The organism is Vibrio sp. R12-SW3-ISO1 (assembly GCF_059834005.1).
The window spans coordinates 10988-27593 of sequence record NZ_JCBDGK010000050.1; the positions used below are offsets into that span (position 1 = coordinate 10988).

A 16606-nucleotide genomic window follows, 5' to 3' on the forward strand; every position below is an offset into this window, starting at 1 on the left:
CTGGACTGCTATTGTATGAATAATAAGATATTAGCAATAATTCCGGCTAGAGGCGGTAGTAAGCGAATACCAAAGAAAAACATAAAACCGTTTTTTGGACGAGAAATTATTACTTACCCAATAAATGCTGCGGTTAAATCAAGTATATTTGAAACGATAATCGTATCAACAGATTGTGACGACATAAAAAACGTAGCACTAATGGCTGGTGCTGAGGTTCCGTTTTTGAGAAGTGAGACCAACTCTGGTGATTTTGCTACTACATTCGATGTAATCAAAGAAGTATTATCGAAGATAGACGGCAAGTATGATTATGTATGCTGCATTTATCCGACTTCAGTATTTGTTACACCTGAAATCTTAGTGAATGCATGCAATGAGTTAGATAAGGATGCAAGCGCTACGAGTATTGCATCGGTTCTACCATACTCACATCCTATCCAACGTTCTTTATCTATAAACTCTAAGTATTTGGAATCTAATCATCCAGATTTTTACAACTGCAGAAGTCAGGATCTCGAAGCTAATTACCATGATGCTGGTCAATTTTATATTTGTAAAACTTCCGCAGTTTTAGAAGAAAAGCGATTAATAACCAAACGTTGTATTCCTTATATACTGAAAGAGAATTATGCGCAAGATATTGATACGTTGGAAGATTGGAGCATCGCAGAGTTAAAATATCAGCTGATGGTGAATAAATAAATGAAGCGCGTATTAATAGTTGGTTCTAGTGGGCTACTAGGATCTTCTTTAACAAATTATTTGGCTAATCTATATGACGTTAAGACTGTAACGAGTTCATCTTCTGAATCTGATTTCCAAGTAGACATGAGTAATCGACAATCATGTGTCAAACTATTATGTGAATTGGTTCCAGAATTTATTATAAACTTAGCCGCATATACAGATGTAGATGGATGTGAGTCTAATATTGAAAAAGCATATCGTGTAAATACTAGGATCGCTGAGAATATTGCTGAATACATCAAAGGTAATAAAGATACTTTCGTTATACATATTTCTACAGACCATTTTTATGATGAATATAATTCAGATGAAAACAAAGTAAGAATATATAATTCATATGCCATGACAAAGTATAGCGCTGAATTATCTTGCTTGCCGGAGCAGACTACAGTTTTTAGAACAAATTTCTTCGGTCGAAGTGCTAGCTCAGTTTCAACTGGATTATGTGATACAATTTATAACCTAGCTCTTAATGGAAAAGAACTGAACCTTTTTAATGATGTTTACTTTTCTCCAATATCAATTGATACATTGTGTAGGATTATTGAGCTGTCTTTAAGGAAAAGGATCCCTGGAATTTATAATTTAGGCTCTAAAAATGGGATGTCCAAGCAAGATTTTCTACTTAGATTTTTGGAGAAGTCAGGGATAGAAGAAATAAAATATAAGTCGGTAAACGTAGAGTCTATGAAATTTTCGGTAAAACGTCCTAAAGATATGAGAATGGACGTAACTTTGTTTGAAAATAAGTTTAATCACACTTTGCCAACGCTAACTGAAGAAATCGAGAGAGTAGCTAATGACTATAAGTAATAAATTTTCTAGTAAAATAAAAATCGGTAATACAGAGGTATCTAAAGAAGGTTCACCTTATTTTATTGCTGATATTGGTGCAAATCATGATGGGAATTTAGAAAAAGCAAAAGAACTTATCTATTTAGCCGCTGAAGCGGGTGCTCATGCAGCTAAGTTTCAACATTTCAATGCCGAAACTATTGTTAGTAAACATGGTTTCGAAAACCTCTCAGGTGGGCAGTCTCATCAAGAGAAATGGAAGAAATCGGTATTTGAAGTGTATAAAGACGCATCGATTAACTTAGAATGGACACAAACACTAGTCGATACGTGTAAAGATGCCGGAATTGAATTTTTCACAAGTCCTTACTCTTTAGAGCTTGTTGACTTTGTAGATCCATTTGTTCCTGCTTATAAAGTGGGTTCAGGGGATATTACTTGGACAGAAATAATAAATAAGATGGGTAGTAAAAATAAACCATTGTTGTTGGCTTGTGGTGCATCTACCATGGATGAAGTTGATTTTGCACTAAACACTGCACTTAAACAAACTAGCGATATAGTGTTGATGCAATGTAATACAAATTATACTGCATCATTAGATAACTTTAAGTATATAAACCTCAATGTATTGAAAACATTCCGTTCTATGTATCCCGATGCTATTCTTGGTTTGAGTGACCACACACCTGGCCATTCTACAGTCCTAGGAGCAATAGCGTTAGGTGCGAATGTTATAGAGAAACACTTTACTGATAACAATAATCATGAAGGGCCAGACCATAAATTTGCGATGAACCCAAATTCATGGAAAGAAATGGTCGCGCGCTCACAAGAGTTGCACTTTGCATTGGGCACTGGTGTTAAAAAAGTTGAAGAGAACGAGAAGGATACTGTAATCGTGCAACGTAGATGTATTCGATTGAAGTCAAATATCAGCGTCGGTGAAAAGATAACAAGAGAGCATCTCGAATGCTTGAGGCCATGCCCAGAAGATGGCATTGAACCTTATCACTTAGAATCAATTTTAGGACGTACTGTAAAAGATAGTATTATTAAAGGTGAGTATATCAAATGGAATCAAATCGATTAGCCATTATAATACCGGCCTACAACGAAGAAGAGACGATAGGTAGTGTAATTAAAGAAATATTTAGTGCACTTGATAACAATGCCAAAATTATCGTGGCTAATGATTTTTCAAAAGATTCAACTTCAAAGATGGCTTCAGAAGCTGGCGCCATCGTGTTGGACCTAGAATACAACCATGGCTATGCTAAAGCGATTGAAAGAGGCCTTGATTACGCAATTGAAAACTTGAATGTTGACTACCTCATTACAATGGATGCTGATGGGCAACATAATCCCATTTCGATTATTGAAATGTATCAAAAAGTAAGCGTTCAAGATTACGATGTGATTGTGGGTCAGCGGCCTACCTGTGCTAGATTTTCAGAGCGGCTCTATTCGTTATATTTTAAGTTGCGTTATAAAGTTATTGACCCTCTATCAGGATTGAAGCTTTATAAAACGTCTTTCTATCGAGAGATAGGTTCTTTTGAAACCTATGATTCTATTGGCACGGAACTACTAAGTAAAGCGCTCAGCACCAAAAGATCAGTAGGACAAGTTCCAATCGTAATTAGGCAAAGGCAAGATTCTAAACCCCGATTCGGTGGGGTATGGAAAGCTAACATCCGAATTTTGGTCAGCTTATTAAGTACTATAAGAAGATTTTAACGTAGGGAAAAGCGGTGCTGGAGACACATCGTAGTAACGAAAAATCATGAACATGACCGTGTTTAAAGACATTGTGGCGTATTGAGTTCTCAATTTTAGCTGCGATCATATACTGATTTTTACAGTAATAATGCCATCATAATGAACGGATTGAGCCTTTGGAGCATTTATCATTTGTCAGTTATTAGCGACCAGCGCCATGCTTAGAAAGTCGAACATTCATTAGCTGATATAACTTTCCTTGTGGTGATAGCGGTTAACGCAGGCGCTGAGGGTGGAAGATATTGAAGATTTTTGCGAAGACAACCTCAAATGGCTACGGCAATATGGTGATTTTGACAATGGTATACCTGTTCATGACACCATAGCTCGAGTGGTGAACATGATCTCGGCAAAGCAGCTTCAGCGGTGTTTCTCTAAGTGGAAGAAAGACTTCCATAAAGTCACTAAAGGCGATGTTGTCGCGATTGATGGCAAGACGATTAGTCGTACCTATAACAAAGATAAACGCTGTGGTGCTATCCATATGGCTAGTGCTTTTAGTGCCACTAATCATACTGTTCTAGGTCAATTAAAAACAGCGGATAAAAGCAATGAGATCAAGGCAATACATGAGATTTTGGAACTCTTGTCTATCAAGGGCTGCTTAATCACCATAGATGCAATGGGGTGTCAGAAGGACATTGCTGAAAAAATCAATACGAAAGAAGCGGATTACCTTCTCGATGTCAAAGGCAACCAAAAGCGACTGGAAAAAGCGATCAACGAAATGTTTTACACCAGCATGATCAACAACTTTGAAAGTGACAAGTTTGTCATCCAAGAGCAAGACGATGCTGTAACTGAGACGCGTCTTTGCCTAGTTGAACATGATGTGGCTTTTTTGATGATGTTGAATTCGACTGGTCGCAACTCACCACATTGCGAATAGTGTTGCAATTCGCCTGCTAGGAGATAATCCGGCAGAAACTATGTAGGTTGAGCACTACATCCGCTCAGCAAAGTTATCTGCAAAAGATTTACCTGCGGTGATTTGAGCGCCCTGAAGCATTGAAAATAGCTGTAGTATTAGACGAGATCAGGCGGGAAAGAACTTAGCCGTGGCTCGGCATTTTGCTCTGAATTTACTTACGGTAGAGAAAAGTTTTAAAGTCAGGATTGATATAACGAAAAATATAGCGAATCGAAGTAACGTTTGCTTTTTATTTAGTCCTTGCAGGGAAAGGGGATTAGTAATCTGTCCTATCGTAGCTACAATTTGAATTCGGAACTAAATATTGATGGTTATAGGTCTAATGAGAATAAGAAAGATCATATTTTTAAGAACAAAACTGCAAGCATTGATGGCAAGAGAAGCCATACGAGAACAGACAGATGATAGCATTGAATTTCATATATATTTTATAAGTAACCTTTCAAATGAAGACAAGGCTCTAGTAAATAGCATTTTTGAAAATATTAGATGTGAAATATATCATATTAAATATGGTATGGGATCTTGGCGTTCTCAGATTTCCTTGTTTATTAATTTAATATCAAAAGTCAGCTTTAAAGACTTTCGTAGTGCTTATTTGTCTAGTTTTGATCTTGTTGTATTTAGGTATTTATCAGTAAAAATTGGTGAAATTATTACATTTGATGATGGAACCGGTTATTATGGGAGCTATAGCTGTTTTAGCCCTAAGAATGTTAGTTTAAAAGACACTATCTTATCTTTTTTTCTTAGAATTCCTCCAAGACATAAATTTTATAAATTTGTTAAAAAGCACTATACACTTAACCCAAACATTCCTTCTGTTATGTATGGTGTTAAAAAGGAAGAGGTTAGTATTGTCAATTTAGAGAGGAGAGCTAGTTATAAGGGACGACTCAGGATTTTTCTCGGCACCGTTATAGATAGATCAAATCATTCACTATACAAGAAGCTTCTTAAGAATGAGAATGCATCTTCAAAAGATTATTATATCCCACACCCAAGAGATACAAGTGGAATATTTATAGGGACTGGTGCTAACATACTCCGTGGTTTAACAGCAGAGACAATAATTAGTAGGTTGATAAGTAACGGCTATGACTTGGATATTATTAGTTGCTACTCAAGCGTGTTATTTAATTTGAACTCAGAATTTATAAATAAGACAGTTTATTTAGAAGAGGGAAACAAATTAAATGATAGCCACATTGAGCTTTTAAATTATCTAGAAAGGTTAGAAGTTAAATATATATGAGCTTTGAAGTGATAGTTCCCCATTATAGAAGGTGGGACCGATTGTCGGAACTAATAGATAGCTTCCACAATCAAGAAGTAATAGGTAAAATTCTAATAGTAGACGATAGTGGGGAAAATACTAACGTTGGAGAGCTTGAATTTATTAATCGCCTTGGTGATAAAGTTACATTTTTGAAAAATAAAGAAAATGTAGGTTATGCTCATAGTTTCTGCCGGCTTATAGAATCCTCAACATCTGATTACTTACTATATTTGGCTGACGACGATAGAATAAAAAGCAAACACTTGAGTGAATTGTGCTCCTCTATCTTGGAAGAAAATCCAGATATTTCATATACAGTATATAAAACTGGAAGTGTAATTAGCCGAGGGACATCTAATAGGCGAAATGTTTCATTTGAGGACTTAGTTAGATTCTCTACACATACACCAGGAATGGTAATCAAGCGTGAATTTGTAGTAAAAGCACTACCCGATTTGAAAATGTTGATTAATGAAGGTGAGACATGCGCAGTTTTGTATCCTCAAGTTGTATTAATATTACTTTCTATAGGGAAAACTAAGAAAAACAAATTTGTTTCGTTCCCCTTTGAGGTGGTCGAAGGAAACAATAACTTACCATCTAACTTGATTGACAGTTCTGGATTTGGCTATACAGATATATCTTCAAGAGTAGTTCAGTTTGCTAGCTTTATTAAATTGCTCGACAATATTAGTGTATCAAATAAAAACTATCTTTATAACGGTATTTTGCAGCTTTATACAAGACATTTATTAGATAGTAATATAGTATCAATAAAAACCTATTTTAGGTTATATATTTATATATTTAAAAAAATGATTGTGAGTGTATTTAGAATAAGGAGATAGAGTGCATAAATATAATACTCCAGTTGCAGTCTTGATGTGTGTATATCAACGGGATAGTTTACCTGCATTTGATCAAGCTCTAAGAAGTCTGCTCAACCAAAAACATGTCAATATTGTTTTATTTCTACACATTGATGGTCCTGTTAGTAATGGTTTTTATAACATATGTACAAATTATAGAGAAGAAGAATTAGACATACGAATTATTGAATCAGAACGTAACGTTGGTCTTGCCATTGGATTAAACAAACTAATTGACGAGGTAAGTGCTACACTACCAGAAGCGGAATATATCGCTCGCTTTGATGCTGACGATATATGTGTTGAAGATCGTCTTATCAAGCAAGTTGAGTATTTACAGAACAACAAAGAGGTCGGTGTTTTAGGCACTGCATGTTTCGAGTTCTCCGACAATATAAATGTTGTTAACTATACGAAGCGGTTGCCCGAAAGCGATGTTAAAATCAAAGAAATGTTAGCACATGGTTGTCCATTTGTTCATCCATCTGTGATGTTTCGACGAAATGTTTTTCAGTTGGGATATAGATATCCTGATATTCATCTAAGTGAGGATTTGGCTCTTTGGTTTCTTTTGAGGAGTCAAGGAGTCGTTTTTGCTAATTTAGCTGAACCACTTATTTATTACCGGTTATCAGATAAGACGATTGGACGTAGACTTGGATTAAAAAAAGGTATTGGGGAGTTCTTAATAAGAATCAGTAATTTTAGTTTCCATAAGGATGGGTTTAGATCTTTACTACTTATTTCATCTAGGTTGATAGTGCATATTTTCCCATTGACATTCTTTAAGAGGCTTAGAAAGATTTACTTATCTAATTATGAATGACATTATCTGGATAGGATTACACCTAATCATTGCTGTTATATCACTTGATAAGAGATTATTAAACAGCTCAGCTCCATGGCTTCTAATATTTGTTATTTTGTTTTATTTTTTTGTTCCTTTTGGAGGTGATAGAGAGAATTATTATATATATTTCGACAACTTGGATGCACATATCTACACGTTTGAGCCAGGGTTTTACCTTATAAGTCAAGCTATTAGTAAGGTCTATCCTTCGAAGTATTTTATTTATTTTGTCTTCAATGCCATTATTTTAACATCTCTATTTTTTACTTTTAAGTATTTAGAGGGAACTTTACTTGAACGGAGAAAACTTCGAAACACAACGATCATTTTGATTATTATGATCAGCGTGTTTTTTTTCTTAGGTAGTCAAAATGTACTGAGACAGGGTCTATCATTATCTATTCTTAGTTTGGCAATTTCGTTCTATTTTAAGGGCTGGAAGAAATTCGCTGTTTTTATTTCTTTTATTTCGATGACTATTCATAGTGCCACTCCTATATTTGCTGTATCATTCTTTTTCTTTTTATTCTGTCTGCGCCTAAATTCTAAGTTTAGATATATACTGGTGTTTACCTTTACAGCAGGGTCTTATATTTTTATCACAAGTTACTTGCATGGAAGTGCCTACATAGAATCCACCCATGAATGGGCTGGGGATCGTGTTTCATCGGAACTTAAAGTTTTGGTAATTTGGCTTTCAGTGCTATCAACAAATGTTCTTTTAAGGAAAGATAGTAGATACAGAGATATAGTTTGGCTTCGAACGTCATTCCTTATTTTTATAACACCTTTTAGTCTTAATGGAGAGATATTTGCGAGACTGGCAGTTGGTATATATTTGATTGACATATATATATTGCTTTCTGCATTGTCCGATACTGGCAAGAATAGACAGTTCGCATCGGTAGTACTTATTTTATCTAGTGGATTTGCACCTAATGTTTTAGGCTTAATATTGTAGATAGCCTAAGATGGAACTCACGACTATATCATGAAAAACCGTGTTGGAATAAGGCCTGAGTGAAGGCGTCACCTCACTCATTTCCACAGCGGTATCATAAAAAATGCAATGATTTGTGGATCGATTTGACGATCACTCGTAGCTGTGATCATATACTGTTTTTTACAGTAGCGATGCCATCCCCATGAACGGATTGAGCCTTTTGGACCATATTTCAGTTATCAGAGACCCGCGCCAAGCTTGGAACGTCGAACATTCACCAACCGATATCATCTTTTAGTGGTGTCAGCGGTTATTGTAGGCGCCGAGGGATAGGAAGATATTGAAGATTTTGGCGAAGATAACCTCGAATGGCTACGGCAATATGGTAACTTTGACAATGGTATATCTGTTCATGACACCATAGCTCGAGTGGTGAATATGATCTAACAGCTTCTTCGGTGTTTCTCTAAGTGGATGAAAGACTGCAATGAAGTCACTAAAGGCGATGTTTTCTCGATTAATGGCAAGACGATTCGTGGTACCTATAACAAGATAAATGCTGTGGCGCTATCCAGAAGGTTAGTGTTTTTAGTGCCGCTAATCACATACTATTCTAGGTCAAGTAAAAACAGCGGATAAAAGCAATGAGATCAAGGCAATACCTGAGCTTTTGGAACTCTTGTCTATCAAGGGCTGCTTAATCACCATGGATGCTATGGGGTGTCAGAAGGACATTGTTGAAAAAATCATTACGAAAGAAGCGGATTACCTTCTTGCTGTCAAAGGCAACCAAAAGCGACTGGAAAAAGCGATCAACGAAGTGTTTAACACCAGCATGATCAACAACTTTGAAGGTGACAAGTTTGTCATCCAGGAGCAAGGTCATGGCAGAACTGAGATGCGTCTTTACCTAGTTGAACGTGACGTGGCTTTGTTGGGTGATGTTGAATTCGATTGGCCGCAACTCACTACGTTGGGAATGGTTGTTTCAATTCGACAGGAAGGTGACAATCCAGTGGAAACTAAGCATTTCATCAGCTCAGCAAAGTTATCTGCAAAAGAGTTACTGAAAGGGACTAGAGCGCACTGAAGTATCGAAAACCAGATGCATTGGCGACTCGATGTCGGTTTCAATGAAGATAGCTGTAGTGTTAGGCGTGAGCAGGCGGGAGAAAACTTAGCCGTGGCTCGGCATATCGCTCTGAATTTATTACTTACGGCAGAGAAAAGTTTTAAAGCAGGGATTAAAAGAAAGCAAATCGAAGTAACGTTTACCTTTCTTTAGTCCTTGCGGGGCAAGGGGCTTCGTAATCTTGGCCTGACTGCAACTGCGAAGCGACAATGGTTTGGTTTTTACCTCTCGCCTCTACACTAGTTTAGAGATGCAGTACGGTCTAACTCAGGAGTTCATTCAACCACATACTCCACTGCAAAATGGTATGGTTGAACGCCTGATAAGAACCATTAAAGAGCAGTGTATTTGGATGCACAATTTTGGCTCTTTAAGTGAAGCTCGCTTTGCCATCGGCAAGTGACTTGAGTTCTCCAACAACGAGCGTCCACATCAGGCGTTTAAGATGATAACACTTGCTGAGGTATATGCTTTAGCAGCTTAAGTTGTCTTTATTTGAGTCACTACACCTCGACCAGAATAATAAGAGAAAGCATTAGGAAGTCAATCGGTGTAATGCGTATCTTCCTTGAGTCTTTGCGAACTGGGGCTTCGTAATCTTACCCTGAAGATATACTAAAGTAGTTGTTATGGATATTTTTATCTCGTAGTTGGATTAAATTGACTTGGTGATTTATTTATTTTCAACTTTTTCGGTTTGATTTTTTATAGTTAATGCCCAGTTGATTTTGTCTTACAATTTTTATTTTTTTAAGGTTAAAGTTAGTAATGAAGGAATTATATATATTTGTTCCAAAGTTAGATAATAATGCCCCCGTAAAGATAGCAAAAAACATCGCTGTTGAAAGTTTGAAGGATTTTAATACAACGTTGGTGCCATTTAGAAGTTGTGCAACTTCTAGCTATCGAGGTGTTAGAGTTAGGTCATTTGGTCTTTGGTTCCTTAGTTTGGTCTTCAAAAAACATAGTTTTATTGTGCATTCACATGGGTTCTTTCCCGATCTATTGTCGATCTTATTTTCGTTTTCCAATAAGGTTAATACAATATCAACAGTTCATTCTGATATAGAAAAAGAGCTGTTCGAACGTTTTGGTTATTTTAGAGGTTTCATATTGTTTAGGTTATGGATTATTTGTTTAAGGCTTAAGAACAATGTGGTTTTTCTCAATGATTTTGTTTTTAAAAAATACAATGATTATATACCAAACTGTTCCTCGGTAATATATAATGGAGCAGACGTTACAAAATACAAAAAAGTTAAATCAGATTTGTTTGATAATTCAAATATTACAATTGGTTGTATTGGAAGAATTGTTTCAGTAAAGGGTTTTGAACAAGTTGTTAAAATGGTAGTTAAGAACCCTGACTACAATCTAATTATTGCTGGTGATGGCCCAAACCTAGGGGACTTGAAAAACGATAGCAAGCAATGTCTAGATAGAATAAAATTTTTAGGCTCCGTATCAGACTTGTCTATTTTCTACTCTCAGATTGATCTGGTTGTTATACCTTCAAGGTCAGAAGGGTTCCCACTAGTATTGATAGAATCAACCGCCCAAGGTATTCCAATTGTTGTTTCTGATATACCACAGTTTAAAGAATTTTCAAGTGTTGTTAATAGTGTGATTTTTAGATTGGACGATATTGATTCATTAAAGAATGCCGTAAATGCTGCTATTAGTTATTCAAACTGCTTTTGGAAAGTTAACTCCGATGTGTATGTAAATAACTTTACAAACTTAATCATGTATAGTAATTACAAGAAAATTTATTTTAAAAAAAATGATAACATCTAAATTTATAAAAAGTAATACAAAGTTCTTTTATAACATAATTTCTCTGTATTCATTACATGCAATAAATGCCTTATTTCCTGTAATTATTCTTCCACTAATAATATCGGCGTTAGGAATAGAACTGTTTGGTCGCTTATCTTTCTTATCTGGTGTGGCGGTTTTTTTTGGTGCTTTCGTCGCATTTGGCTTAGATACTAGTGCAACTAGGGATTTGTCGGAAAGAAAGGTTTCATCTCTATCCATAGAGACCTATATCTGTACTGCGTTCTATGCTCGTCTTTTAATTTTTTCTCTTGTTGTTTTTTTAGGTGGAGTTGCAGCTTATTTTTTCTCTGAAGATCCATTTTTAATGTTCATGCTGATAATTTCGGCTTCACTACAATCACTATTTCCTCTTTGGTTGTTTCAAGGTCTTGGTCAGTTTCGATGGCTCCCACTTTTAAGTTTTATTAATAAGTCTTCCTCTTTTTTTATCATACTTTTTTCTGTTAAAGAAGAGGGAGATATAATACTTGTACCGATCGCGTATTCTATTGGTTCTTTGGTTTCCTTTATAGTTTCAATTTTCATTGCTAGGAAGTTTATTGCAATTAATCCTACTCCTGTCAAGTTAAGAGATATCATTTCATATCTATATAGTAAATTTAGTTTGTTCGCATCGAGTTTTTTCTCAACGTTGTATAGGTCGGGACTTGTAGTCATCGTCGGCTATGTGGCTGGAGATACTCAGGCAGGTATTTACGCAGCTGCCGAACGATTGGTAAAAGTAATGCAAGTAGGAATAAACACCGTTGGGCTTGCAATTTTTCCTAGTTTTACTTCTGACATAAAGAGAGGGAGGATAAAATTCCGAGAATTTAACTCCAAATGGGGAATGAAAGTTTTTATATCGTTGTTTATTATATTGTTGCTGTTCAATTTTTCTGCTTTCTTCTTTTTCACGTATTTTAATTCATTTCTATCTGAAGTATCACTTATTACACTTCATGTCATGAGTTTGGTTCTTTTATTTGGCGGTATGAACTACTATTATGGATATTTAGGTTTGTTATCTAGTGGCCGAGACTCGGAATTTTCAAAAATGGTTATATACACTGGATTGATAGGTGTTTTTACGTCGATATTTTTTTGCAAGTTCTTTGGGGCGGTTGGAGGGGCATTTTCATTTTCTTTGGCTGAGCTTCTGCTAATGCTCGCTCTACATCACTCGACTACTAAGTCCAAAACATAGCTTTATTTCGTGACAATTTACCATCAGATCATGATAATAAAGTGTGAGTTAACATAATCGCTCCAACAAACATATCAAGTCGAATGCGTACAGCGTTCTAGTTGCTCGCTCAATAAAGGGTTAAAGCAGATACCAATTCAACAATATCAAGGTATCTGCAAAAAGCTGAATGAGCGCAACTTAAGCTTGTGGTTGTTCTTAGCCAACCCCAAAATACCTGTTCAAGATGCTATGAACAAGTCGAGTGATAAGCACGCCCTGTTCGTCTATGGTAGCCTTACCACTCGAGCCGCTTACTCAATTTCCACCAACACCGCGAGACCTAATCCATCAGGGTCTGAGTTTGTATCCGCCGTCGCGGTCGTAAATACCCCTACACTTGCGGTCTCATTAAAGTAGCCGGTCATGGTTAGCGAGCCCTCGTCGTCTGAGACGGCGAGGGTAGCAGAGCCATTTGCCGCGACTGATGAGGTGGCGCTCAATGTCACGCTCTCTTTTGTTGTTTCAAGTGACGCGCCTAATGAGGGCAGGTCAATGTTCGTGATGGGGCCGGTAAGCTCAGCGGCGGTCTCAGAGCTAAAGGTGAGCGTGGTGGAGAACCCTGAGTGGAGAAGCTCAAACTTTTGGCCGAGCATTGCCGCGTTGCTAAGGATAAGTTTGTAGGTTCGATTGGTTAACACTGGCGCCGATGACGGCAGTTTCACCGCCAGCGTTGTGTCCACCTCCATCTCTGTGCCATCTGTTCCACTGGCATTATAAAACACCAAGAAGTTGTAGTCTGCGTTCACAAACCCATCGGCATTCTCGCCGCCGACTGAGGTTACATCTCCCGTGGCGTCGGTGACAATGGTGATGCCAGTTTCACTGCTAATGGTCTCTTCCGAATAGCCACTGCTCCTAGATAGGTGTTGTTGAGTCGCCTGTGAAATGTCTACTGTTCCGCTACCTGAAAACGTCAACACATTGGTTTCCGCTTCAATTTCCACCTCACCTTGGTTGGTAAAGCGAGAGCCTAAATAGACGCGGCCAAAGTCGCCTGTCAAATCTGAGGCGGACATGTTGCTCGGCTGTTTTGCCAACAGTATCAGTCCGCGACCGACTTCCGCGCCACTGTAGCCATCGGGGTCGAGGGCGTCTTTGGTGCCATCCTCATTGGTATCAATGGTCGCGTAGCGAGCGGCGTTGTAGGCGCTGAGGCTAAACGCCACATCCATGTCACTGACCTTTTGAAACTTGGTGGAGTGTGGGGGAGAGCGCCAACCCCAATCGCCATCGATCTCTTCTTCAAATTCGCTGTCTATGGTCAATACACCCGCCGAGTCATAGGTCGCGCTGATGGTTTCATCGTCCTCCATTTCGGTATAATAGACGGCAGAGTAGTTGTCACTGTCGTCATTCCCGCTCATGTTCCCCCATGCCCCTTCATTGTCAGTTAAGACGAATTCGACATTACCATTGCTGTCGCCGGTAAGCGCAACGGACGAGTAATACAGATCGAGTGCGTACGTACCCCAGTCGCCGTCATGCAGACCGGTGACCATCTCTGATAGTCGGTAGTTGCCAGAAATATCTACCGCCGATGACGTGGTGGTGTTGATGGAAGCGATTTGCTGGTCGACAAACTCGCCCACTTCATTATCGAGCGCAGCCAACATCGTCGACATGTCGCTGCTGCTGGTCAAATCGAATTCTTCCACTTGGCCTTTTAACTTGATGACCGAGGCCGTCGTGAGCGTGTCGAGGTCGGTGCCCGATTGGATAAACTTACGCAAGACAAACTCGGTTGCCGGTGAGATATCGACCGACTCTTGGACGACTTGCGCGCGCATGTCAATGCCGTTGTTGCCCGAGATTTTGACCACTAAGTTACCGGCTAAAGAGACGCCTCCGGGTACTGTGAGGGTGTAATCGCCGGTGATTGAGGTGTAGGTAGTCGCAAGGACGTCGCCGACTTGATTGCCGTTGTCGTCGATTCGAATAAGTTCAACCAATGCGCCCGTCACCGGTTGCAATCCGGTGATGCCTGCGTAGAGAGGAGGAAAGACCTCATCGAAAACGCGTTCAATAATGGAGCGGTGCTCCAGCATGGCGACTGAGCCGCCGGGCGCGGTGGCTGAACCGCTTACATTCAAGGTATTCGCGCTCGCGTTACCGCCTGTCGATGACGAGCTGTCGCTGCCGCCGCCACATGCTGTTAGCAGCACGCTGAGCAATGCCGCGAAATAGTGTGTACGTGTGAAACCCATAGCCAACCTCCATGATGAGAAAGTCTTATAATGATACATATATGCAACAATTACATTACAATAGTCGCAGTTTTTCGTTTTTGCCAATGTAAAAGCGAGGAGCGGCGCCAAGATGTGTTGGCGCACGTCCTTTAGCGCTCCCAGGGCATGGGCAGTAAGAGGTATCGCCATTCATTGAGACGGTAACAGCCGCTTTTGGCTTGATAACCAAAGCAGAGGCACTCTTTGGTTGAGGGCGATGACACCGTCAGAGAATGGGCATTGTAAGAGAGTGCTGAGCGCGGCGAACGCGCGTAGTGATACAAGGCGATGGTGAGGGTGCGGCAGTAGATTAAATGCCGAGCCCACAGACGCTCTTTTGGGGTCTGTCCGTCCCAATAGAGTAGCGCACCATAGTATTTAATGAGGGGCAGAGCAGGGTGCGCCAAATGCAGCTCGATGTCTTCAAACCACAAACTCTGGCCAAAGCAAAGCGCTTTGGCGTGTTGATGAATAGCGCGCTGGAGGGCATCGCAGTCGAGCGCTTGTTGCCAGTGAGTTTGGGCAAGTGCTTCTAATTGCGCTTGCCCCTCTAAGGTGTTGAGCGTATCAGGGTGAGAAGAGAGCTCGGCGCGGATCTCTGGATGTTGCGCGCCCAGTGCGAACAGTTGCAGCCAATGGCGATTGCGCGCGGTGAGTAGCCATTCGCCGGGGGCGGAAAACGAAGGGATCATGATACACCTCCTTGCATGAGGGCATCAAAAGCGCGGCCATCTTGACGTGAGGCATTGGCCACATACGGCGCATAGACCGAAAACAGCAGCTTGGTGTTGCTGTGACCTAACATCTGCGCGATGTATAACGGGTTCTCGTGCGCCGCAATGTGTAGCACGGCCGCGGTGTGGCGAGTTTCGTAGGGGCGGCGTTTTTTCAACTGCGCTTTCTTCAGTGTGGGGTACCACAGCTTTGAGCTGACGTAATGCGTACTTAAGCCGTTTCCGTTTGGATGAGGAAACACAAACTGGTCTTCTTGATGAGGCACGCGTTGACGCTGGCGTTTTAGCGCCTCATAGATGGCTTCACTCATTTTGAGGTCGCGTCGCGACTTAGGAGTTTTGACGTCACCGAGCTCGCCATTGACGAAGTTTTGTCTGATGCGAATTAAACGATGATCAAAATCGATGTGTTGCCAGCACAACCCGTGAATTTCGCAGCTGCGCAGACCCGTCCAAAAACGTACCAGAAAGTAGTCGTACCATTGTGGGTCGACCGCGGCTAAAAACGCGCGCACTTCGTCGATGGTTAACGGGTTCGACTCGGCGCGCTCTTCTTTCAGCGCGCGATAGCGGCGAAATGGATAAGGGAAGTGATACTCCTCCGCTCCGAGGCTTAAGATGGCAATCAATGGCCAGAGAATGTGATTGATGCGTTTGTTGGTCAGTAGCGTTTGACCGTCTCGGCCAGAGCGTCCCTGAAGATCTTGACGAAAAAAGTCCAAATGTGAGAGGCGAATGTCGCCTATCAACATGTCCCCAAATTCCGCTATCAGGTAGCGGTCGAGGGTGTTGCGCACGGTGCTTTGATAGCTGGGTTTCCAACTGCCTTTTTGGCGCTCAAACCATTCGTTGGCGTAGTCTGAGAAAAACGGATACTGGTAATCAGGGCAGCGGGCGCGGTGCAGCGCTTCAAACTTGGCGACCTTTTTGCTATTGGGGAAGTAGTCGCGGTATTGGAACGTGCCGAGGTCCATTTCCGCTTTCATTTTTTTGAGCGTGGCCTGCGCCGCTCGCAGGTTTTTTGGGGTCGCCATTAACTGGGTGCCTTCGCGAAAGCGCACCCCAAAGCGGTAAAAATCAAATTGAATGCGCCCGTTGGGGCGAATGCGAATATGAGCCATGCTGGCCTCCATCAGTGTCAGATAGATCTGTCCCTGACCGATGGAATTCGTTAGAATCGAGCCATCGGCTGGGTCGGGTTAAACGTCCTCGCAGCCGGTACGGGGTAGGGAGGTTGCCGCCTTCC

The 16606-nt window shown here is 40.2% G+C and carries 15 protein-coding genes and 1 pseudogene; 13 read left to right on the forward strand and 3 right to left on the reverse strand.

Annotated elements, in window-relative coordinates; all coding sequences use genetic code 11:
* The first annotated feature begins 15 nt into the window (after positions 1 to 15).
* From pseF to AC6R0R_RS15955, 13 genes and pseudogenes are all read left to right on the forward strand, one after another.
* Positions 16 to 705 carry a pseudaminic acid cytidylyltransferase gene (gene pseF / locus AC6R0R_RS15895; protein WP_500627419.1) on the forward strand — a complete coding sequence of 230 codons (690 nt, stop codon included), beginning with the start codon at positions 16 to 18 and terminating at the stop codon, positions 703 to 705.
* The gene (locus AC6R0R_RS15900) at positions 706 to 1563 is read left to right on the forward strand and encodes an SDR family oxidoreductase (protein WP_500627420.1); all 858 of its coding nucleotides are present in this window, start codon (positions 706 to 708) and stop codon (positions 1561 to 1563) included.
* Positions 1550 to 2638, forward strand: a complete 1089-nt coding sequence (locus AC6R0R_RS15905; protein WP_500627421.1) for an N-acetylneuraminate synthase family protein — start codon at positions 1550 to 1552, stop codon at positions 2636 to 2638. Before AC6R0R_RS15900 ends, AC6R0R_RS15905 begins: the two co-directional genes overlap by 14 nt.
* On the forward strand, positions 2620 to 3285 hold the full coding sequence (locus AC6R0R_RS15910; RefSeq protein ID WP_500627422.1) for a glycosyltransferase family 2 protein: 666 nt from the start codon (positions 2620 to 2622) through the stop codon (positions 3283 to 3285). The genes AC6R0R_RS15905 and AC6R0R_RS15910 overlap by 19 nt, the downstream gene beginning before the upstream one ends.
* 274 nt (positions 3286 to 3559) lie before the next feature.
* On the forward strand, positions 3560 to 4216 hold the full coding sequence (locus AC6R0R_RS15915) for an ISAs1 family transposase (protein WP_500627423.1): 657 nt from the start codon (positions 3560 to 3562) through the stop codon (positions 4214 to 4216).
* Between the two features lie 364 nt (positions 4217 to 4580).
* A complete protein-coding gene (locus tag AC6R0R_RS15920; RefSeq protein ID WP_500627424.1) occupies positions 4581 to 5513 on the forward strand; it encodes a glycosyltransferase family 52 in 933 nt (310 codons plus the stop codon).
* A complete protein-coding gene (locus AC6R0R_RS15925) occupies positions 5510 to 6385 on the forward strand; it encodes a glycosyltransferase family 2 protein (protein WP_500627425.1) in 876 nt (291 codons plus the stop codon). Before AC6R0R_RS15920 ends, AC6R0R_RS15925 begins: the two co-directional genes overlap by 4 nt.
* Position 6386: 1 nt before the next feature.
* On the forward strand, positions 6387 to 7232 hold the full coding sequence (locus AC6R0R_RS15930; protein WP_500627426.1) for a glycosyltransferase: 846 nt from the start codon (positions 6387 to 6389) through the stop codon (positions 7230 to 7232).
* Positions 7225 to 8217 carry an EpsG family protein gene (locus AC6R0R_RS15935; RefSeq protein ID WP_500627427.1) on the forward strand — a complete coding sequence of 331 codons (993 nt, stop codon included), beginning with the start codon at positions 7225 to 7227 and terminating at the stop codon, positions 8215 to 8217. The genes AC6R0R_RS15930 and AC6R0R_RS15935 overlap by 8 nt, the downstream gene beginning before the upstream one ends.
* A 184-nt stretch (positions 8218 to 8401) precedes the next feature.
* Positions 8402 to 9510 (forward strand): annotated as a pseudogene (locus AC6R0R_RS15940) (ISAs1 family transposase).
* A gap of 71 nt (positions 9511 to 9581) precedes the next feature.
* Complete coding sequence (locus tag AC6R0R_RS15945; protein ID WP_500627541.1) at positions 9582 to 9734, forward strand: integrase core domain-containing protein; 153 nt, start codon at positions 9582 to 9584, stop codon at positions 9732 to 9734.
* Between the two features lie 365 nt (positions 9735 to 10099).
* Complete coding sequence (locus tag AC6R0R_RS15950) at positions 10100 to 11128, forward strand: glycosyltransferase family 4 protein (RefSeq protein WP_500627428.1); 1029 nt, start codon at positions 10100 to 10102, stop codon at positions 11126 to 11128.
* Positions 11115 to 12359, forward strand: a complete 1245-nt coding sequence (locus AC6R0R_RS15955) for an oligosaccharide flippase family protein (RefSeq protein ID WP_500627429.1) — start codon at positions 11115 to 11117, stop codon at positions 12357 to 12359. Before AC6R0R_RS15950 ends, AC6R0R_RS15955 begins: the two co-directional genes overlap by 14 nt.
* Positions 12360 to 12652: 293 nt before the next feature.
* On the opposite strand, the gene AC6R0R_RS15960 is transcribed toward AC6R0R_RS15955, so the two are convergent.
* The 3 genes from AC6R0R_RS15960 to AC6R0R_RS15970 form a co-directional block, all read right to left on the reverse strand.
* A complete protein-coding gene (locus AC6R0R_RS15960) occupies positions 12653 to 14605 on the reverse strand; it encodes a hypothetical protein (RefSeq protein WP_500627430.1) in 1953 nt (650 codons plus the stop codon).
* Between the two features lie 131 nt (positions 14606 to 14736).
* A complete protein-coding gene (locus tag AC6R0R_RS15965) occupies positions 14737 to 15318 on the reverse strand; it encodes a hypothetical protein (protein ID WP_500627431.1) in 582 nt (193 codons plus the stop codon).
* A complete protein-coding gene (locus AC6R0R_RS15970; RefSeq protein WP_487902502.1) occupies positions 15315 to 16481 on the reverse strand; it encodes a tyrosine-type recombinase/integrase in 1167 nt (388 codons plus the stop codon). Before AC6R0R_RS15970 ends, AC6R0R_RS15965 begins: the two co-directional genes overlap by 4 nt.
* Positions 16482 to 16606 lie beyond the last annotated feature (125 nt).

What these genes read in the sequence shown, in the direction of transcription:
- AC6R0R_RS15955 (WP_500627429.1), top strand. Translation starts at nt 11,115, where the DNA reads ATGATAACATCTAAATTTATAAAAAGTAATACAAAGTTCTTTTATAAC.
- AC6R0R_RS15905 (WP_500627421.1), top strand. Translation starts at nt 1,550, where the DNA reads ATGACTATAAGTAATAAATTTTCTAGTAAAATAAAAATCGGTAATACA.
- AC6R0R_RS15925 (WP_500627425.1), top strand. Translation starts at nt 5,510, where the DNA reads ATGAGCTTTGAAGTGATAGTTCCCCATTATAGAAGGTGGGACCGATTG.
- AC6R0R_RS15945 (WP_500627541.1), top strand. Translation starts at nt 9,582, where the DNA reads ATGCAGTACGGTCTAACTCAGGAGTTCATTCAACCACATACTCCACTG.
- AC6R0R_RS15950 (WP_500627428.1), top strand. Translation starts at nt 10,100, where the DNA reads ATGAAGGAATTATATATATTTGTTCCAAAGTTAGATAATAATGCCCCC.
- AC6R0R_RS15935 (WP_500627427.1), top strand. Translation starts at nt 7,225, where the DNA reads ATGAATGACATTATCTGGATAGGATTACACCTAATCATTGCTGTTATA.
- AC6R0R_RS15900 (WP_500627420.1), top strand. Translation starts at nt 706, where the DNA reads ATGAAGCGCGTATTAATAGTTGGTTCTAGTGGGCTACTAGGATCTTCT.
- AC6R0R_RS15960 (WP_500627430.1), bottom strand. Translation starts at nt 14,605, where the DNA reads ATGGGTTTCACACGTACACACTATTTCGCGGCATTGCTCAGCGTGCTG.
- AC6R0R_RS15970 (WP_487902502.1), bottom strand. Translation starts at nt 16,481, where the DNA reads ATGGCTCATATTCGCATTCGCCCCAACGGGCGCATTCAATTTGATTTT.
- pseF (WP_500627419.1), top strand. Translation starts at nt 16, where the DNA reads ATGAATAATAAGATATTAGCAATAATTCCGGCTAGAGGCGGTAGTAAG.
- AC6R0R_RS15910 (WP_500627422.1), top strand. Translation starts at nt 2,620, where the DNA reads ATGGAATCAAATCGATTAGCCATTATAATACCGGCCTACAACGAAGAA.
- AC6R0R_RS15965 (WP_500627431.1), bottom strand. Translation starts at nt 15,318, where the DNA reads ATGATCCCTTCGTTTTCCGCCCCCGGCGAATGGCTACTCACCGCGCGC.
- AC6R0R_RS15920 (WP_500627424.1), top strand. Translation starts at nt 4,581, where the DNA reads ATGAGAATAAGAAAGATCATATTTTTAAGAACAAAACTGCAAGCATTG.